Consider the following 18894-nt stretch of genomic DNA (forward strand, 5'->3'; position numbering starts at 1 on the left):
GGCATGAAGAGGCCGTACCAGGTGCTGACGTCAAAGTCCTTGTAGCCCAGTTCGGCCACCGTGGGCACGTCCGGCAGCGAGGTGCTGCGGCGGGCCGAGGTGACGGCCAGCGGGCGCAGCTTGCCCGACTTGATCTGGGCAATGGCCGAGGGCAGCGAGGACACCATGAGGTCCACGTTGCCGGCCAGCACGTCCATCATGGCCGGGTTGGAACCCTTGTAGGGCACGTGGCGCAGCTTGATGTTGGCGGCGCTGTTGAAGATCTCGCCGGCCAGGTGGATGGTCGTGCCATTGCCGGGCGAGCCGTAGGTGATGGAGTCGGGCGCTGCTTTGGCTGCCGCCACCACGTCGGCCAGCGTCTTGAAGCGCGACTGCACGCCCGTGACGATCACCACCGGCGTGTAAGCCACATGGGCCACCGCCACCAGGTCTTTGGTCGGGTCGTAGCTGAGGTTCTTGTAGAGCCAGGGGGCAACAACCAGGTTGTCCTTCTGGCCCATGACCATGTCATAGCCCGTAGGCGCTGCGCGTACGGCTTCGGCAATGCCGATGGTGCCGCCGGCGCCGCCGCGGTTATCGGGCACCACGGTCCACTTGCTGACCTCCGTCAATTTGGTGGCCACCAGGCGCGACAGGATGTCGGTGCCGCCGCCGGGCGGAAACGGAACGATCAGGCGTATCGGCTTGGCCGGGTATGTTTGGGCCTGCGCGGCACAGAGCATGAGCGCGAGAGCGATGAACGACAAAAACTTGCGAAGCATGGGGAAAGGTCTCCTTATGGGGCTTGGCAAGCATAAGGCGAATGGAAAAGACGCACCCGCTTGCAGCCGGTTTGACCTCAGATTTTATTCGGCGGCCTGTCTATACAACATGGCGGTGCCGCGCGGCCCGGCCGTGATCCGCGGGGTCCGGCGTCTCGATCGGCGATGGCGCGGACGGGCTGCAGCGTCTGCCATGCACCACCAGCGCCCCCGCAAGCGCCGCTTATGATCAGCCCTTTAAAAAATAGGGGGGCCTTGCATGTCATCAAACTCTTCTGCCGCGCCATCCATGGTGCGCACCGGCGCCAAAGCCGGCATGGCGTTTGCCAGTTCCGTCGCCATGGGTGGTTTGCTGGCTTTCCTGCTGGGCGGTGGCGTGTTCTTCTTCTACCTGAGCCGGCTGTCCGGCCCTGGCATGCCTGCCGCAGCGCACGCCGGCGGCGCCGGCGCCATCCTCGCCTTGCTGTTTTCACCGCCCTTGCTGGTCAGCATGCTGCTGCTGGCCTTTGTTCCGATTTACCTGATGCTGGGCGTGGCGCGTGGCCGCAGCCGGGCCATACAGCAAGTCGTGACGGGTCATGGAGAGGCCATGTCGCAGCGCTTGACGGACGCGATTGCCGCACGCATCGAGGCCATGCCGCGAACCAAGGGTGCACTCGAACGGGTGTCAGAGATGCTGTCGGCCGATGCCATCGGTCAGCAATTGGCGCCCGTGCTGGGCCAGGGACGCGCCGTGCGCGGCATGATCAATTTCGTGGTGAACCGCCTGCCGCTGGCTGATGTATTGGCGCAATGGCAGCAGGCCCGCGCCGCCGAGGCCGCACCTGCGCCAGCACCAGGTTCGCCTGACCCCGTGTTGCGCACTCTGCTCGCGCAGCGTATTAGCCAGACGCTTCAGGATGCCGCCACGCCTTCCCGCAAGCCGCTCTACATCGCCATGGCCGTCCAGGCGGCCTTGCTGGCAGTAGGGATGTGGCTGATGCGTTGACCCCTGGAAAGGTCTAGATCATCTCCAGCGAGGTGGCGCGGGAAGGCGGCTTGAACAACACATCCAGTTCAGCCAGTTGTTCATCGCTGAGCCGGATCTGCGCTGCCGCGGCGTTCTCGCGCAGCCGTTCCGGATGGCTGGTTTTGGGAATCGCGATGACGCCGCCCTGCGCCAGCACCCAGGCCAGTGCCGCCTGGGCGGGTTGCATGCCGTGGCGCGCGGCGAAGCGGGTCAGGCCCGCATGGCGCAGCAGCCGCGCCTGCTCGATCGGTGAATAGGCCATGACCGGTACCTTGCGTTCATGCAGCCATGGCAGCAAGTCCCACTCAATGCCGCGGCGCGTGAGGTTGTACAGCAGCTGGTTGATTTGCACGCCCTGACCGCCGGGCACTTGCCACAGCTCCTGCATGTCGGAGAGGTCAAGGTTGCTCACGCCGTAGTGACGGATCTTGCCGGCCTTTTGCAGCGCCATCAAAGCCTGCATGGTTTCGGCCAGCGGAACCGAACCCCGCCAGTRCAACAGATAAAGATCGATACGGTCAGTGCGCAGCCGCCGCAGGCTGCGCTCGCAGGCGGCCACCGTGCCCGCCTTCGAGGCATTGTGCGGATACACCTTGCTCACGATAAAGGCCTCATCACGCCGTCCCTGCAGCGCCTCGCCAACAAGCTCTTCGGCCAGCCCCTCGCCATACATTTCCGCGGTATCGACCAGCGTACAGCCCAGGTCCAGGCCGAGCTGCAGGGTCGCGAGTTCGTCGGCGCGCCGCGCCGGCGCATCGCCCATATTCCAGGTTCCCATGCCCAGGGCGGGAACGGCTTCGCCGCAGGGCAGCAATACGCTTTTCATGCAAACCATCTTAGCGCCGCGCAGTCCTGAACGGCGCATTTCAGTGATGCGGATACAGAATCAATGGGCGCCGAAGAATTCATGGTTCCGTCGGCCCCGCGACGTAGCATGGCGAAGCTTTCAATGCACCTGATGGAGACCGACATGAAGATCATCCGAAGCAAGGATTTCACCGCAGCACGCGCCTGGGGCGCGCTGACAGTAGCCAATATGCAGGGCATCACCACCCGACTGCACTGGACCGACAAACCCTACAAATGGCATATCAACGAAGGCGAAGAAGTGTTTGCGGTGCTCGATGGCCGTGTGGAAATGCGCTACCGCGACAACTGCGGACAATGCTCCGTGATGCTGGAAACCGGTGACATCTTTTTCGCGAGCGTGGGCACCGAGCATGTGGCCTCGCCGGTGGGCGAGGCCCGCGTGCTGGTGGTGGAAGTGGAGGGCAGCGACTGAAACGATCCGGCTTGATCCGCGCACACCCCTAGGAAGCTGCAGGCAGCAGCGGCAGGTTCACCAGCAGGTTTTGCGGCTTGAGCTTTACCACCCCGTCGGCGTTCATCATCAACCCCAGGTACACCGGCTTGCCAGCCACGTCGCCGCGCATTTCCCGCGTGTCCACAAACTCCAGCCGGAACAGGCTGACCAGGCGCTGCAGCCGGTCGGGCGCAACGTCCCTTCCCTCATACAGGTCATTGAGCAAGGCTGTGGAGTCCAGGTCCAGCCCTACATGCCAGCGCCAGGCTTCATCGTCCACTTTCTGCACGGGCCGGATGGTGACTTCAACGCCCAGAAAATGCTTCACCCACTTCTGCAACACACTTGCCAGCGCCTTGAGACCTGAGCGGGCACGCACCATGGTGAAGACCAGGCCGTGGCTCAGGTCGTTGCTGACTTCATGCGTCAGGTCCAGCAAAAAACGGTGGCGGCCCGGCTGCTGCCAATACGTGAAAGCGTTGTCGTCATTGAGCACCTGCAGCTCCACAACAGGCACCGGCGCCTTGGCCTCCGCAAGGAAGCGGCCGAAGTCGCCCACACCGCCGGTCTCATTGAACATGTCGATCACCTCCTGGTCGCCGCTTAGCACCTGGCCGTCCTGTGTACTGATGCGCTGCGGGCGAAACAGCATTTCAGCGGCGCGCACTTCATATGCGTCGGTGGAACCCTGCAGCACATTGTGGACAACGGCCTGGGCAACCAGGTCGATGAACAACGGCGGTATGTCGATGCGGCCCGTTCCGTCCCGCGGGAACAGGCTCAGGTAATACGCCTCCAGCGTGCCGGCGGCGAGCAAGCCATCGCGAAAGCGCAAAAACAGCTTGTAGTTGTCACGCGCATCCGCATCTTGCAGGGCCGTCAATTCGGCAGGCGAGACCGGCCGGGACGGCGCGGCCACCAGTGCGGCGTGCAAGGCACGTTCGGCATCGCATGACTCCGCCACCGGCGCGAGTTCGGGCCGCGCGAGGAAGAGCCGCAGATAGTCGTCGGAAAGGGCGAGCCAGCCGCGTGCGTTGCGCTGGAGCCGGGAAAAGCCACTGGAAGGCCAGAAATCTTGCATGGGGCAATCGTCTCATATTGCACGCGCCATTTTTTCGCCGCAACCCAGTCGCTCCTTTTTTGATAGCTGCTCGCGCTCGTCTGCATTGACTTGCAGGCATTTTTCTCTAATAAAAATGTCATCAACAGAAAGATCAGCCGCTGCGGACATTACATCCCGTTTCATTCCTGCCTTCTGTTTCGCAATCTTTACTGCCTGTTAGCACTCCATCCATCGTCACGCACGTTGTACTGGGTAAGGTCTCCTCATCAGGCTGGCGATCACGATGCGATCACGACCGTTACGTGTCAGCCCGCCTTCCAGTCCATCCATGTCCCGCAAGACAGGAAGAGAGCGTTCAACATGACAGCAATCGACACCGGCGACACAAATTCGTCCCATACCGACCACACGGCCTTCCGGCCTTCGCACCTTTACGGGTACTTCGTGCTGCTGGCCTTTGCAGTCCTGCTGGCATTGCTGCAGCCCGTTGCCTGGGCGCAGGAACCTGCGCCTCAGGGCGCCCAGCTGGACCCACCCGGCCGGGTCGCCAGACTTAACCTGGCCGAAGGCGCCGTAAGCTTCGCACCGGGCGACAGCAACAACCCGGCAGAAGCCCCGGCCTGGACACCCGCCATGCTGAACCGGCCGCTGACAGCCGGCGACAGGCTGTGGACGGGCCCCGGCGCCCGCTCGGAACTGTACGTGGGCTCGACCGCGCTGCGCATGAACAGCCAGACCAGCCTGGATTTCCAGGCACTGGACGACAACACCACCCAGCTGCGCCTCGCCCAAGGCACGCTCAAGCTGCGCGTGCGGGCCCTCTACGAAGGCCAGCGCCTGGAAGTGGATACGCCCAACCTCGCGTTTGTGGTGTCGCAGCCCGGTGACTACCGGCTGGACGTCGACCCTGCCAGCAACACGACGCGCGTGGTGGCCCAGTCGGGCAGCGGCGTGATTTATGGCGACGGCGTCGCCCCCGTCACGCTGCAAAGCCGCCAGCAGGCCAACTTCAGCGGCACGCAGCTCACCCCGGCAGGACCGGGCGCCGCACAGCAGGACAGTTTTGACCTGTGGGCCGCTAACCGCGACCGGCGTGAAGACCAGTCGGTTTCGGCGCGTTACATACCGCGCGAAACCGTGGGCTACCAGCAGCTCGACAGCTACGGTAACTGGAGTCAGGACCCGGCCTACGGTGCCGTCTGGATACCGCGCGCCGTGCCCGCCAACTGGGCGCCCTACCGCGTCGGCCACTGGGCCTGGGTCTCGCCCTGGGGCTGGACCTGGGTGGACGACGCGCCCTGGGGGTTTGCACCGTTTCACTATGGCCGCTGGGCACAAATCGGCCCGCGCTGGGCCTGGGTGCCGGGCCGGCTGGCACCGCGCCCTGTCTATGCGCCCGCCCTCGTCGCTTTTGTGGGCGGCAGCAGCGGCGGTGTGAACTGGAACATTTCCATCGGCGGCGCACCGCGGCCCGGTGTGGGCTGGTTCCCGCTGGCACCCGGCGAAGCCTTTCGCCCCGCCTACCGCGTGAGCCCGCGCTACGTCACGCAGGTGAACCACAACATCGTGGTCAACAACACCGTCAACGTGACCAATATTTACCGCTACCAGCGCCAGCCTGCAGCGGTGACGGCTGTCAGCCGCGAGGACTTCGAGCGCGGCCGGCCTGTGCACGGCAATCCCCACCGGCTGAGCAGCGCCGACCTGGGCCGCGCACAACTCGTGGCCGACCGCGGCGCCCTGCCGCAGCGCCCGAATCCGTCGGAGCTGCACGCGCAGCAGCGCCCCGTGGCCGCCGCCGCATTGCCGCCGCCCGCCGTGGCCACGCGGCCGGTGGTCAGCAGCCGCAGCGACCGCAGGGATGATCGCCGGGACGGCAGGCGCGATGACAACAACCGGGACGAGCACCGCGCCGGTCCCGCTGCCGGCAGGGACCACGACGCCCGGCCACAAGCCGCCGCTCCCGCTTCCCCCGCCGCGCCGGTCGGCGCAGCGCCAGCCGCACGGCCCTCGCCCGCACCGGACCGCAGCGCCCTCGAGGCCAGCCAGCGCGCTCAACGCGAGCAGCAGCGCCAGCAGCAGGAGCAAAAAGAACGCCTGCAAGGCCCCCAGCTGGAACAGCAACGCCGCCAGGGCGAAGAGGCCATAGGCCAGCGCGCCCTCCGCGAGCAAGCCCAGCGCGATACGCGGGCCCGCCAGGAAGCGCAGGAACGCGCCCAGGCTGCGAATGCCAATGCCAATGCCGATGCACGCGCCAACGCCGACCGCCATGCCGCCGAACAGGCTCGTCGCAGCCAGCAACAGGAACAGCGGGAAAAGCTTCAGGGTCCCCAGCTGGAACAGCAGCGCCGTTCCGGTGAAGAATCCATAGGCCAGCGCGCCCTGCGCGAACAGGCCCAGCGCGACCAGGAAAACACCCGCCARCAACAGGCCGCGCAAAGACAGCAGCAGCAGCAGCAGCAACAGCAGCAGCAACAGCAACAGCAACAGCAACAGCAACAGCAACAGCAACTGCAACTGCAACTGCAGCAACAACAACATTTGCAACAACAGCAGCATTTGCAACAACAGCAACAACGTGCGCAGCAGGAGCAGCAGCGCCAGGCCCAGGCCCAGGAACAACAACAGCGGCGGCAACACCAATTGCAGCAACAGCAGTCACAACGCGACGCCACCCCAGACAAACCGTCCCGCCAGGCCGACGCAACCAATCCGCGCGGCCAGCGCGGCGAAGGCGGCCCAGGCCGCAACCGCGAGCAATAAAAAAGCCAATACGGKCGCCGGTTTCCTACCGGAGGGGGCACTCCTCATCAAGCAGGGGCCGCGGAACCGGCTTTGCCGGGCCGCAGGCGCAGCGCCCCTATACGTAGGGAAAGGGGCAGCGCGCCGTAGGCTCGAAGTGGGGAGCGTGGGGGCTTTAGATCACGCAAAACTACTTAAGGGTCTGACCCGGTACCGCGTCGGAGGGTGGGTGGCTAGGATGACCACCTGTGTTTCACGGGTTCGCGCCTGCTGCCGCATCAGCCGCCGCGGCACCTTGCGCCCGTGATATCCAACCCATCTTCCGGAGAACCAATTTGTCAGTGGAGTTCATTCTCGAAACACGAGGGCTGACCAAGGAATTCAAGGGGTTCGTGGCAGTCAACAACGTGGACCTGAAAGTCCAGCGCGGGCATATCCATGCGCTGATCGGGCCCAACGGCGCCGGCAAGACGACTTTCTTCAACCTGCTGACGAAGTTCCTCATCCCCACGCGCGGAAGCATTGTCTACAACGGCAACGACATTACGTTTGAGCAACCCGCGCAGACCGCGCGGCGCGGCATCGTGCGGTCATTCCAGATCTCTGCGGTCTTCCCGCACATGACAGTCCTGGAAAACGTGCGCGCCGCCTTGCAGCGCAACCTCGGCACCTCGTTCCATTTCTGGAAAGCGGAAGAAACGCTGTTTCATCTCCACGACCGTGCCCGCGAGCTGCTGGCCGAAGTCGACCTGAGCGACTTCGCCGATGAGCTCACCGTGAACCTGCCCTATGGCCGCAAGCGTGCGCTCGAACTCGCCACCACGCTGGCGCTGGAACCCGAACTGATGCTGCTGGACGAACCCACGCAGGGCATGGGCCACGAAGACGTGGACCGCGTGACGCAGCTGATCAAAAAAGTCTCGGCTGGCCGGACCATCCTGATGGTCGAGCACAACATGAACGTGGTGTCGTCGATCGCCGACCGCATCACGGTGCTGCAGCGCGGCGCCATCATTGCCGACGGGCCATATGCCGAAGTGTCAGCGAATCCGTTGGTGATCGAAGCTTATATGGGCACAGCGAACACCGAGCTTCAAGGGGCGCACTAGATGACCAAAGAGCTCCTCAAGATAGAAGACCTGCACGCCTGGTACGGCGAGTCGCACATCCTGCATGGCGTGAACCTCACCGTCAACGAAGGCGAGGTGGTAACACTGCTGGGCCGCAACGGCGCGGGGCGCACCACCACCATGCGCGCCATCGTCGGCATGACGGGTGCGCGCAAGGGCTCCATCAAGATCAACGGCGAAGAAGCCATCAAGCTCGCGCCGCACAAGGTGGCGCGTCTGGGCGTGGGCTACTGCCCCGAAGAGCGCGGCATTTTCGCCAGCCTGACAGCCGAAGAAAACCTGATGCTGCCGCCCACCATAGCCCCCGGCGGGATGAGCCTGGACGAAATCTACGCAATGTTTCCCAACCTCAAGGAACGCGCCAGCAGCCCCGGCACGCGACTGTCTGGCGGCGAACAGCAGATGCTGGCCGTGGCGCGCATTTTGCGCACCGGCGCGCGCCTCCTGCTGCTCGATGAAATTTCCGAAGGCCTGGCGCCCGTCATCGTGCAAAAACTCGCAGAGATGATCCTCACGCTCAAGGCCAAGGGTTACACCATCGTGCTGGTGGAACAGAACTTCCGCTTCGCCGCGCCGCTGGCTGATCGCTTCTACGTCATGGAACACGGCCGCATCGTCAAGCAGTTTGCGCAAAACGAGCTGGCCGGCAACATGGGCATGCTGCAGGAATACCTGGGCGTCTGACGCCGGGCATGCCGAACCCTTTTTTAGTCCCCTCGATTCCCCCCAAGTTCACCCCTTCCATAACAGGAGACATCATGAAACTCAAAGCACTTGTTGCCGCACTCGCCCTTGGCCTCACAGGCGCAGCCTTCGCACAGAACACTGGCCCGATCAAGATCGGCATCATCACCGACATGTCCAGCCTTTACGCCGACATCGACGGCCCCGCCGGCGCTGAAATGCTGAGGTGGGCCGTGCAGGATTTCGGCGGCAAGGTCCTGAACCGCCCCATCGAGGTGCTGAGCGCCGACCACCAGAACAAGGCCGACGTCGCGTCGTCCAAGGCACGTGAATGGATCGACAAGGACGGCCTGCAGATGCTGATTGGCGGTACCAACTCCGGCACGGCACTGGCCATGTCCAAGGTCACCACCGAAAAGAAGAAACCCTTCCTCGTCATCGGCGCCGGTTCGGCCCGCCTGACCAATGAAGACTGCTCGCCCTACACCGTCCACTACGCCTACGACACGGTCTCGCTGGCCAAGGTCGCCGGTTCCGCGCTGGTCAAGGCCGGCAACAAGAGCTGGTACTTCCTGACCGCCGACTACGCCTTCGGCTACTCGCTCGAGGGGGATGCCTCCACCGTGGTCAAGGCCAACGGCGGCACCGTCGCCGGCACCGTCCGCCATCCGCTGAACGCCTCGGACTTCTCGTCCTTCCTGCTGCAGGCGCAGTCTTCCAAGGCGCAAATCCTGGCACTGGCCAATGCTGGCGGCGACTTCACCAACGCCATGAAGGCCGCAAAGGAATTCGGCATCGGCAAGACCATGAAGGTTGCCGGCCTGCTGGTATTCATCAACGACGTGCACTCCCTGGGCCTGGCCAACACCGAAGGCCTGCAACTGGCCGACAGCTGGTACTGGAACCAGGACGACGCCTCGCGCAAGTTCGCCAAGCGCTTCTTCGATAAATACAAGCGCATGCCTTCCAGCCTGCAGGCGGCCGACTACTCCGCCACCCTGAGCTACCTCAAGGCCGTGCAGACCGCCGGCACGACCGATTCCGACAAGGTCATGAGCACGCTCAAGGGCATGAAGATCGAAGACTTCTACAACAAGGGCCAGATCCGCGCCGACGGCCGCATGATCCACGACATGTACCTGTACGAAGTCAAGAGCTCCAAGGATTCGGGCACGCCATGGGACTACTACAAGACCATCGCCAAGGTGCCGGGCGAGCAGGCTTTCACCACGGTGGCCGAATCCAAGTGCTCGGCTCTCAAGAAGTAAAGCATCACTGCAACTGCGCAAACGTTGAACTGACGAAAAAACAAAAAGCGGGGTAGAACGAGGGTTCGATCCAGCCGGTCATTTCGCAGAAATGCAGAATGACCGGCTGCTTCTTTGAAAAACCCTTGCACTCCCGCCACAAGTAACGGTATCGGTGTCCTGACAGGTTCCCATGGAAATTTTCGGTATTCCCCTGCAAGCGTTTATGGGCCAGCTGATGCTGGGCCTGGTCAATGGCGCCTTCTACGCCATGCTGAGCCTGGGGCTCGCGGTGATTTTCGGTCTGCTGGGCATCGTCAACTTTGCGCACGGTGCGCTCTACATGCTGGGCGCTTTTGCCGCCTGGATCATGCTCGACCAGTTCGGCATGAATTACTGGTTCGCGCTGGTGCTGGCGCCGCTGACGGTCGGTATTCTCGGCGTCATCATCGAACGGCTCTTCCTCAAGCACTTGTACAAGCTTGATCCGCTCTACGGCCTGCTGCTGACCTTCGGCCTGGCGCTGGTGCTCGAGGGCGTCTTCCGTGAAATTTACGGTGTCTCGGGCCAGAACTACAACGTGCCCGACCTGCTGGCCGGCTCCATGGACCTCGGCTTCATGCGCCTGCCGATTTACCGCGCCTGGGTGGTGGTGGTGTCGCTGGTGGTCTGCCTGGGCACCTGGTTCCTGATCGAACGCACCCGGCTGGGCGCCTACCTGCGCGCCGGCACCGAAAACGCGCCGCTGGTGCAGGCCTTTGGCATCAACGTCCCCATGATGGTGATGCTGACCTACGGCGCGGGCGCCGCCCTGGCAGCCCTGGCCGGCGTGCTGGCCGCACCCATCATCCAGGTCAACCCGCTGATGGGCTCCAACCTGATCATCRTGGTCTTTGCCGTCGTCGTGATCGGCGGCATGGGCTCCATCCTCGGCTCGGTCATCACCGGCCTGGGCCTGGGCATCGTCGAAGGCCTGACCCGGGTGTTTTATCCTGAAGCGTCCAACATCGTGGTATTCGTCATCATGGTCATCGTGTTGATGTTCCGGCCCGCCGGCCTCTTCGGAAAGGAAGCCTGACCATGAGCGCCCTCTCCACCAAAGCCGCCAACATGCTGCGCATCACTTACCTCGTCCTGCTGGCTTTTGCGCTGGCCGCGCCCTTCCTGGGTCTCTACCCGGTGTTTGTGATGAAGCTGCTTTGCTTTGCGCTCTTCGCCTGCGCCTTCAATCTGTTGCTGGGTTTTACCGGCCTGCTCTCGTTCGGCCATGCCGCATTCTTCGGCTCTGCCGCTTATGTCACCGGCTGGTTCATCAAGTCGCAGAACTGGACACCCGAACTGGCTCTGCTGGCCGGCGCGGTGGCGGCCGGGCTGATCGGCCTGCTGGTCGGCCTGGTGGCCATCCGCCGCCAGGGCATTTATTTCGCCATGATCACGCTGGCGATTGCGCAGATGGTCTACTTCGTCTGCCTGCAGGCGAGCTTTACCGGCGGCGAAGACGGCCTGCAGGGCGTGCCACGCGGCAAGCTGTTCGGCCTGCTGCCGCTCGAATCCGACATCTCGCTGTATTACGTGGTGGTGGCGATTTTTGTGGCCTGCTTCCTGTTCATCTCGCGCATCGTGCACTCGCCCTTCGGCCAGGTGCTCAAGATGATCCGCGAGAACGAGCCCCGCGCCATCTCGCTGGGCTACAACGTCGACCGCTACAAGCTGCTGGCCTTTGTGCTATCGGCCGCGCTGGCCGGCCTGGCCGGTTCGATGAAGACCCTGGTCATGGGTTTTGCCACGCTGTCGGACGTGCACTGGTCCATGTCGGGCGAAGTCATCCTGATGACCCTGCTGGGCGGCGTCGGCACTTTCTTCGGCCCGGTCATGGGTTCAGGCATCGTGATCGCGCTGCAGAACCTGCTGGCCGACAAGGTCGGCTCCTGGGTCACCGTCATCATCGGCGCGATCTTTGTGCTGTGCGTGCTGGCCTTCCGCAAGGGTGTGATCGGTGAGTTGCAGGCCTTCCTCGAACGCCGCCGCGCCGCGGCCAAGGCTGCCTCGGCAAAACCCTGACCGGCAGGGCCAGGCGGCCGTCCCGTCCGGCTGCTTTTAAAGCCCTTCAGTTGCTATTGTTTTAATAGCCGCTTGCGCTCGTCACCATTGGCTAGCAGCCTCATTTCCTCAAAATCAGTTGCCACGGAACTCGCGCCGGTACATCGACGGCGAGGTTCCAAGCGTCGCCGCAAAGTGCTGCCGCAGGGATACCGCCGAGCCGAACCCTGCGTCCTGGGCAATCTGCTCCATTGAGCGGTCGGTTGATTCGAGTTGCCGCTGCGCCAGCGCCAGGCGCAGGCTGGTCAGCCACTGGCCCACGGTGGTGCCGGTGATCTGCCGGAAGTGCCGGGTGAAGGTGCGCCGGCTCATCAGGGCACGTGCCGCCAGCGTGTCGAGGCTGTGGGGCTGGCGCAGGTTTTCCTGCACCCACGCCAGGATGGCCGACAGCCGGTGGTCGGAGCCTGTGGCCGGGAGAGGTTGTTCCACGTACTGTGCTTGCCCGCCCTGCCGCTGCGGCGCCACCACCATGCGGCGCGCCACACGGTTGGCAGCTTCGGCGCCGAAGTCCCGGCGCAGCAGATGCAGGCAGCAGTCAATGCCAGCAGCCGTGCCCGCTGAGGTCAGCACATCACCGTCGTCCACATACAGCACATCGGGCTGCAACATGACCTGCGGATAGCGCTCGGCAAAAGCCGGCGCCAGCGCCCAGTGCGTGGCGGCGGGCCGGCCGTCGAGCAAGCCGGCCTCGGCCAGCACAAAAGCCCCCAGGCACAGCCCGACGATGCGCGCGCCGCGCCTGTGCGCCGCACGCAAAGCCTTGAGCAGGGCTTCGGACGGCCGCTCCATCGGGTCCCGCCACGACGGCACCACCACGGTCTGCGCCTTGGCCAGCACGCTCAAGCTGTGCTCTACCGCAATGGTGAAGCCCGCTGTCGTATGCAAACTGCCCGGCGTTTCGGCGCACACCAGCAACCTGAAACGCGGCAGATCGGGCCCTGAAAAATCATTGCCGAACACCATGCACGGCACGGAGAGGTGAAATGGGCTGATGCCGTCAAACGCCACCACGGCGACCGTGCTGAGCTGGCTTGCGGTGCGTGACTTGATGCGTGACTTGCCGACGACCGGCATCTGTGGAAGTGCTTTTTTCGACATGGCCCGATTCTATCGAATATTTTCAATTGGGCCACTTCCCGGAAAACGTGCCGCGCCCAACAATCACACCATCAGCATCCGTTGATCACTTGATTCAGCAACAACCCGCAGGAGCAAACACATGGCCATCCAGAACTCAAAGCCCGCAGTACCACGCCGCGCCCTCGTCGTCATCGACGTGCAAAAGGAATATTTCAGCGGCGGCGGCCTGCTTATCGAATACCCGCCGGTGGAAAAGACCTTGCCAAACATCGGCCGCGCCATGGATGCGGCGCGCGCCGCGGGCATTCCGGTCGTCGTGGTGCAACACAGCGAGTCGACCGCAGCGCCCGTGTTCGCCAAAGATTCACCCACATGGGAGCTGCACGAGACTGTGGCAAGCCGTCCGCGTGACCACTACATCGAGAAAGCCTGGCCCAGTGTCTACACCGGCACCGACTTCGCGGCCTGGCTGGAAGCGCACGGCATCGACACCCTGACGGTGGTCGGCTACATGACGCACAACTGCGACGCCTCCACGATTTTTGAGGCCACGCACCGCGGCCTGCATGTGGAGTTTTTGCAGGATGCCAGTGGCGCACTGCCGTATGCCAACGAGGCCGGCCGGGCCAGCGCCGAAGAAATCCACCGCGTGTTCAGCGTGGTGTTTCACTCGCGCTTTGCCGCCACAGGCTCCACCGACGCCTGGATCGCCGCTGTGCAGGCCGGCGGGCGGCTGGAGAAGAACAACGTCCTCGCGTCAAACCGCGCGGCCATTGCCGGCCGGTAACAGGCAACTTTGCGTCGGCCCTCAGAGGCCGTCAGTCGAGAGCGCATGGTTCACGCGCTGCGGCACGACCAGTTGCCCATACCCATCCGGCACAGCCTGGATGTGGATGATGGGCGCGCTGGACGTGACGCTGCCGAACAACATGGCAAAGGCGGCATCGGCCGCATCACGGCCGGTAGCGAACCGCACAAAGCCCATGGGAATGGCGGTGCCTGACGGATCGAACAGGTACCAGCGGTGACCCAGGTAGACCTCGACATAGGCATGGAAGTCGGTGGGGCCGAGCGCGGGGTCGGCGCCGTAGTCAATGCCGGTGGCAAAACGCGCCGGCAGGTTGAGAGCGCGGCACAGCGCGATCATCAAATGCGCGAAGTCGCGGCAAACCCCGACGCGCTCCACCACCGTGTCAATGGCGGAAGTGCTGCCGTGCGAGCTGTTGGACTCGAAACTCACGCGCTGCTGCACCCACTGGCAGATGGCCTCTGCCCGGCTGTAGCCTTGCTGCAAATGGCCAAACTCGTTGGAGGCCAGCTTCTGCAGCCGGTCGGACTGGCAGTAGCGGCTCGGGTAGATGTAGGGCAGCACGGCACCGGGAAGCTGGCAGACCGGCACCTCGCCCAGCTCACCGGGAGCCGCTGTGTAGTGGTAAATGTCTACGGTGGCTTCATAGCGCACGCTCAGTGGGCCGGGCTGGGCCTGCAGGCGCAGGTAGCGGTTGCGGCTCGCCGGGTCGGTGTCGATGGTGAAGGGCACCGGCTGGCTGACCTGCAGGTTTTCGGCCTGCACGATTTGCTGCTGCGTGTGCGCCGCGTGGACGTTGAAGATGAAGTCGCCGCCCGGAGGCGCGACGTCGTAGTTGAGTTCGACGGAAAACTGGAGCCTGACCATGGATTCTTTCCTTGCCGTTGCGCAAGGAGCAGGCCTGGAGCAAGCCTGCCGCCGCGCAAATCGTCAATCAATAAAGGGAGCCTCTCAGCGTGGCGCTCGCCGCAGGCGGGCACCTGCGCAAAAGCGCGCTGATCTGGTGTACCGGTCATTGTGGACCTCTTCGAGGCGGATACCGGCGATTTGCGGCGGTTTGCGGCTTTGGCGCCCGCCATGAATACGTGGTGTCCGGCTTGCGGGTGGCATGGGCGCCTACATGTCAGGGCTGCCGGCATGACCCAGCTCTTCATTTGCTATTAATTCAATAGCTGCTTGCGCCCGTCAGATATGGGCTGGAGGCAGATTTTTCTTGCAAATTCGGGTCAACGGCCTTCAGGTTCGTCATCCAGCAGCCGCACCTTCACGCTTTTGCCCTTGACCCGCCCGGTGGACAGCTTGTGCAGGGCTTCGGCGGCAATCGAGCGGTCCACCGCCACATAGGTGGAGAACTCATTCACGTTGATCTTGCCGACCTGCTCGCGCGTGAAGCCGGCCTCGCCGGTCAGCGCGCCCAGCACGTCGCCGGCGCGGATTTTTTCCTTGCGGCCCCCCACAATCTGCAGCGTCACCATGGGCGGTAGCAACGGTTCATTGCTGGCCGGCGTCAGCTCGGTCAGTTTGTGCCATTCGGATTCAGCCTTTTGCAGCACCTCGATTTTCCCGACATAACCCATCTCGTCCATGCTCGCCAGGCTGATGGCCCAGCCCTCTTCATCAGCGCGGCCAGTGCGGCCGATGCGGTGAATGTGCACTTCGGCGTCCGGCGTCACGTCGACGTTGATGACCATCACGAGCTGCGCAATGTCCAGGCCGCGGGCGGCCACATCGGTGGCCACCAGCACCGAGCAACTGCRGTTGGCAAATTGCACCAGCACCTGGTCGCGCTCGCGCTGCTCCAGTTCGCCGAACAGCGCCAGCGCGCTAAAACCCTGCTCTTTCAAATAGGCCACCAGTGCGCGGCACTGCGACTTGGTGTTGCAGAACGCCAGCGTGCTGGCCGGGCGGAAATGCCGCAGTACCTGCGCAACGGCGCCCAGGCGGGCTTCGTCATGGTCGCTGTCGGGCACCTGGTACCAGCGCTGCTGGATCTTGGTCTTCTCATGCTGGGCCTGGACGGTGATGGTTTGGGGCGTCTTCATGAACTGCTGGCTTAGTTTGGCAATGCCTTCAGGATAGGTTGCCGAGAACAGCAGGGTCTGCCGCTCTTTGGGGCACTGCTTGGCGACGGTGACGATGTCCTCGAAGAATCCCATGTCCAGCATGCGGTCGGCCTCATCGAGCACCAGGGTGTTCAGCGCTTCCAGGGTCAAATTGCCGCGCGCCAGATGGTCCATGATGCGGCCCGGCGTACCCACCACAATGTGCGCGCCGTTTTCCAGGCTGGCGGTCTGGTTGCGCAGCGGCACACCGCCACACAGCACCACCACCTTGGTGTTTTCCTCGGCCCGCGCCAGACGGCGGATCTCGGTCGCCACCTGGTCGGCCAGCTCACGCGTGGGGCAAAGCACCATGGCCTGCACCGCAAAGCGCCGCGCATTGAGGTTGGCCAGCAAGGGAATGGCAAAGGCGGCGGTCTTGCCGCTGCCGGTTTTGGCCTGGGCAATCAGGTCTTTGCCCAGCAGCGCCACCGGCAGGCTGGCGGCCTGGATGGGCGTCATGCTGAGGTAGCCGAGCTGCTGCAGGTTGGCCAAAACGGCCGCGTTTAGCGGCAAGCTGGCGAAGTCGGTGTTGCCGGCGGAAGAAGAGAAAGAAGGGGAAGGAGAGGAGCTCATCCCCCATTATCGGTGCCGGGCCTTCAGCGGCCTGAACCAGACTGCATTTGCAGCCCATGGTCACCCCCCCTCGCGAGTGCCAGGTCGCGCAACTGTGCGCTGCGCACTTCCGAAATGGAGGTCAGCCCGAGCAGGCCCAGATCACGCTGGACTTCGTCGGCCAGGATGCGGATTGCATGGCGCACACCCTCTTCGCCGGCGACGGCGGCCGCATAGTTGAACGGGCGGCCCACGAACACGAACCTGGCGCCGAGTGCGAGCGCCTTCAGGACGTCCGTCCCGCGCCGGATGCCGCTATCCATCATGACCGGGAAGTCGGCGCCAACCGCCCGGACGACCTCGGGCAGCACGCGCAGCGGCGAGACCGTGCCATCGAGCTGGCGGCCGCCGTGGTTCGACACGATCAGGCCGTCGGCGCCCATGTCCCGCACCTTGCGTGCGTCCTCGTGGTTCATGATGCCCTTGACCACCAGGGTGCGCTTCCATTTGCGGCGAATGAGGGCCAGGTGCTCCCAGTCCAGGTGGTCCTTGGCGCCGAAGTCACGAGCCACTTGCGACGAGAGGATCGGAGCGCCACGGGTCGCGTACGAGTTCTCGAAGTGCGGCATGCCGTGGATAACGAGCGTCCGCAGGAAGGTGCCGATCGTCCAGCGCGGGTGGGTGAGCCCCTCCCACGCCAGGCGAAAGCCCGGTCGCAGGGGCGTGGAAAAGCCTGCACGGATGTTGTTCTCGCGGTTGGCGAGCACGGCGGTGTCGACCGTCAGCACGAGCGTCTCGACGCCCGCACGGTCGACGCGGTCGATCAACGCCTCGATCTTGGCGGTCTCGCCCGGCAGGTAAGCCTGGAACCAGGTCTCCGGGGCGGCGGCCATCACCTCTTCCAGCGGGATGAGTGAGGAGCCGCTCATGATCATCGGCACGCCCTCGGCCGCCGCTGCGCGGGCCTGCACGAGGTCGCCGCGATACGCACTGAGCGCACTGATGCCCATAGGCGCGATACCGAACGGTGATGTGTAGCGCCTACCGAGAAGGTCGACCGCCTGGCTGCGGCCGGACACGTTGCGCAGTACTCGCGTGACGAAACCGAACTCCAGGAATGCCGCGCGGTTATCGTGCAGCGAGGCCGAGTCTTCCGCTCCGCCGGCGATGTATTCAAAGAGCGGGCGCGGCAGGTGGCGCCGGGCGCCTGTCTCGAAATCCCGCAACGACAGGAATTTCCGCAAGCCCGGCGGCGCGGCGGGACGTGCTCCCGGCGACAGGCGCGTCACCCTCGGCACGGCCCCGGAAGAGGCGAGTTGCGACATACAGAGATCAGTTCACCTGGATGTTTGCTTCGCGGATCACCTTGTCCCAAAGTCCGGTTTCCTTGCGGATCATGTCGGTGAGCTCGGCCGCATCCGCAAGCTCGATGTCGACCCCCTGTTCTTCGAAACGCCTGGCCACCCCAGGGTCGAGCGACGCTTTCTTCATCGCCGCGTAGAGGCGCGCGACGACGGGTTCCGGCGTTCCGTTGGGCGCGAAGATGGCATTCCAGCTCTTGTAACCAAAGCCGCGAACGGTGTTCGAAATCAAGGGGATCCCCTTCAGAGGCGCTGCGGCGCTGGGGGCGGTGAGGCCGATGACGCGCAGCGAGCCGTTCTGGGCCATGCTGGTGAACGAAGGCATGGTTCCGAACATCGCGTGAATCTGGCCGGAGACAAGGTCCGTGGTCGCCGCCGAAGCCCCGCGGTACGGCACGTGCTTGATGTCGATCTGCGCGGCGCGCGCGAACAGTTCCGTGCCGAGGTGAGCCAATCCCCCGACGCCCGCAGAGCCGAAGTTCAGTTGGCCCGGATGTGCCCTGGCATACGCAACCAGCTCCGCGATCGTCTTGAACGGCATCTTCGCCGTCACCACCAGCACGTGTGGTGCCGTCGCGATCATCCCCACCGGCGTGAGCTGGGTCAGGATGTCCACGCGCGGCTTCTGCAGCAGGGGTTGTGCCGTGATGTTGCCGGAGGCGGCGAAGAGCAGCGTATGGCCATCGGCCTTCGAGCCTGTCACCTTCTGCATGGCAGGCACGCCGGCGCCGCCGCCGGCGTTCTCGATGATGAAAGGCTGTCCCAGGGCCGTGCTCATGGCCTGGGCCAGATCGCGACCGAGGACGTCCGTCGCGCCACCGGCGGCGAATGGAATCACCATCCGGGTCGAAACCGAAGAGGCGCCCTGCGCCCGGGCGCCGAACGCGGCGATTGCCGCCGCCGAAGCAAGGAAGCTACGGCGCCTGGCGTGCATGTTTGTCATGGAACGTGT

At 64.1% G+C, this 18894-nt stretch carries 18 protein-coding genes; 9 read left to right on the forward strand and 9 right to left on the reverse strand.

Annotation, left to right across the window (positions count from 1 at the left end; genetic code table 11):
• Window positions 1-761 (reverse strand): Bug family tripartite tricarboxylate transporter substrate binding protein (locus AC1D1X_RS01325; RefSeq protein WP_477697711.1); only part of this gene is annotated, 761 nt, incomplete at its 3' end.
• 259 nt (window positions 762-1020) lie between these two features.
• On the opposite strand from AC1D1X_RS01325, the gene AC1D1X_RS01330 reads away from it, so the two are divergent.
• A complete protein-coding gene (locus AC1D1X_RS01330; protein WP_477668587.1) occupies window positions 1021-1749 on the forward strand; it encodes a hypothetical protein in 729 nt (242 codons plus the stop codon).
• Window positions 1750-1762: 13 nt separating this feature from the next.
• Here the strand turns inward: AC1D1X_RS01330 and AC1D1X_RS01335 are convergent, their stop codons facing one another.
• A complete protein-coding gene (locus AC1D1X_RS01335) occupies window positions 1763-2596 on the reverse strand; it encodes an aldo/keto reductase (protein WP_477697712.1) in 834 nt (277 codons plus the stop codon).
• 144 nt (window positions 2597-2740) lie between these two features.
• Here AC1D1X_RS01335 and AC1D1X_RS01340 point away from each other — a divergent pair, with 144 nt between their 5' ends.
• Window positions 2741-3052, forward strand: coding sequence for a cupin domain-containing protein (locus tag AC1D1X_RS01340; protein WP_477668589.1), 312 nt, complete (start codon window positions 2741-2743; stop codon window positions 3050-3052).
• Between the two features lie 28 nt (window positions 3053-3080).
• Here AC1D1X_RS01340 and AC1D1X_RS01345 read toward each other — a convergent pair whose 3' ends face one another.
• Together AC1D1X_RS01345 and AC1D1X_RS01350 are read right to left on the reverse strand one after the other, a co-directional pair.
• Window positions 3081-4154 carry a DUF6352 family protein gene (locus AC1D1X_RS01345; protein ID WP_477668590.1) on the reverse strand — a complete coding sequence of 358 codons (1074 nt, stop codon included), beginning with the start codon at window positions 4152-4154 and terminating at the stop codon, window positions 3081-3083.
• Between the two features lie 12 nt (window positions 4155-4166).
• Window positions 4167-4319: a hypothetical protein gene (locus AC1D1X_RS01350; protein ID WP_477668591.1), complete on the reverse strand. Its 153-nt coding sequence runs from the start codon at window positions 4317-4319 to the stop codon at window positions 4167-4169.
• A 177-nt stretch (window positions 4320-4496) separates the two neighbouring features.
• Here AC1D1X_RS01350 and AC1D1X_RS01355 point away from each other — a divergent pair, with 177 nt between their 5' ends.
• The 6 genes from AC1D1X_RS01355 to AC1D1X_RS01380 all read left to right on the forward strand — a co-directional run bounded on the left by AC1D1X_RS01355 (window position 4497) and on the right by AC1D1X_RS01380 (window position 12000).
• Window positions 4497-6899: a DUF6600 domain-containing protein gene (locus tag AC1D1X_RS01355; protein ID WP_477668592.1), complete on the forward strand. Its 2403-nt coding sequence runs from the start codon at window positions 4497-4499 to the stop codon at window positions 6897-6899.
• Between the two features lie 314 nt (window positions 6900-7213).
• Window positions 7214-7987, forward strand: a complete 774-nt coding sequence (locus AC1D1X_RS01360; RefSeq protein ID WP_477668593.1) for an ABC transporter ATP-binding protein — start codon at window positions 7214-7216, stop codon at window positions 7985-7987.
• Window positions 7988-8692 carry an ABC transporter ATP-binding protein gene (locus AC1D1X_RS01365; protein ID WP_477668594.1) on the forward strand — a complete coding sequence of 235 codons (705 nt, stop codon included), beginning with the start codon at window positions 7988-7990 and terminating at the stop codon, window positions 8690-8692.
• A gap of 74 nt (window positions 8693-8766) precedes the next feature.
• Window positions 8767-9960 carry an ABC transporter substrate-binding protein gene (locus AC1D1X_RS01370; RefSeq protein WP_477668595.1) on the forward strand — a complete coding sequence of 398 codons (1194 nt, stop codon included), beginning with the start codon at window positions 8767-8769 and terminating at the stop codon, window positions 9958-9960.
• Between the two features lie 172 nt (window positions 9961-10132).
• Window positions 10133-11017 (forward strand): branched-chain amino acid ABC transporter permease, encoded by an 885-nt coding sequence (locus AC1D1X_RS01375; RefSeq protein WP_477697713.1) that lies wholly within the window; start codon window positions 10133-10135, stop codon window positions 11015-11017.
• Between the two features lie 2 nt (window positions 11018-11019).
• Window positions 11020-12000 (forward strand): branched-chain amino acid ABC transporter permease, encoded by a 981-nt coding sequence (locus AC1D1X_RS01380; protein WP_477668596.1) that lies wholly within the window; start codon window positions 11020-11022, stop codon window positions 11998-12000.
• A gap of 114 nt (window positions 12001-12114) precedes the next feature.
• Here the strand turns inward: AC1D1X_RS01380 and AC1D1X_RS01385 are convergent, their stop codons facing one another.
• Entirely contained in the window at window positions 12115-13113 is a 999-nt protein-coding gene (locus AC1D1X_RS01385; protein WP_477668928.1) for a GlxA family transcriptional regulator, read from the reverse strand.
• A gap of 145 nt (window positions 13114-13258) precedes the next feature.
• On the opposite strand from AC1D1X_RS01385, the gene AC1D1X_RS01390 reads away from it, so the two are divergent.
• On the forward strand, window positions 13259-13906 hold the full coding sequence (locus tag AC1D1X_RS01390) for a cysteine hydrolase family protein (protein ID WP_477668597.1): 648 nt from the start codon (window positions 13259-13261) through the stop codon (window positions 13904-13906).
• Between the two features lie 21 nt (window positions 13907-13927).
• Here AC1D1X_RS01390 and AC1D1X_RS01395 read toward each other — a convergent pair whose 3' ends face one another.
• From AC1D1X_RS01395 to AC1D1X_RS01410, 4 genes are all read right to left on the reverse strand, one after another.
• The gene (locus AC1D1X_RS01395) at window positions 13928-14794 is read right to left on the reverse strand and encodes a transglutaminase-like domain-containing protein (protein WP_457281319.1); all 867 of its coding nucleotides are present in this window, start codon (window positions 14792-14794) and stop codon (window positions 13928-13930) included.
• Between the two features lie 359 nt (window positions 14795-15153).
• Entirely contained in the window at window positions 15154-16602 is a 1449-nt protein-coding gene (dbpA, locus tag AC1D1X_RS01400) for an ATP-dependent RNA helicase DbpA (RefSeq protein ID WP_477697714.1), read from the reverse strand.
• A 23-nt stretch (window positions 16603-16625) separates the two neighbouring features.
• Window positions 16626-17906, reverse strand: coding sequence for an alpha-hydroxy acid oxidase (locus AC1D1X_RS01405; protein ID WP_477668599.1), 1281 nt, complete (start codon window positions 17904-17906; stop codon window positions 16626-16628).
• Window positions 17907-17913: 7 nt separating this feature from the next.
• Window positions 17914-18894 (reverse strand): Bug family tripartite tricarboxylate transporter substrate binding protein (locus AC1D1X_RS01410; protein WP_477697715.1); only part of this gene is annotated, 981 nt, incomplete at its 5' end.

It is taken from the genome of Polaromonas sp. P1_G4, from assembly GCF_056405475.1.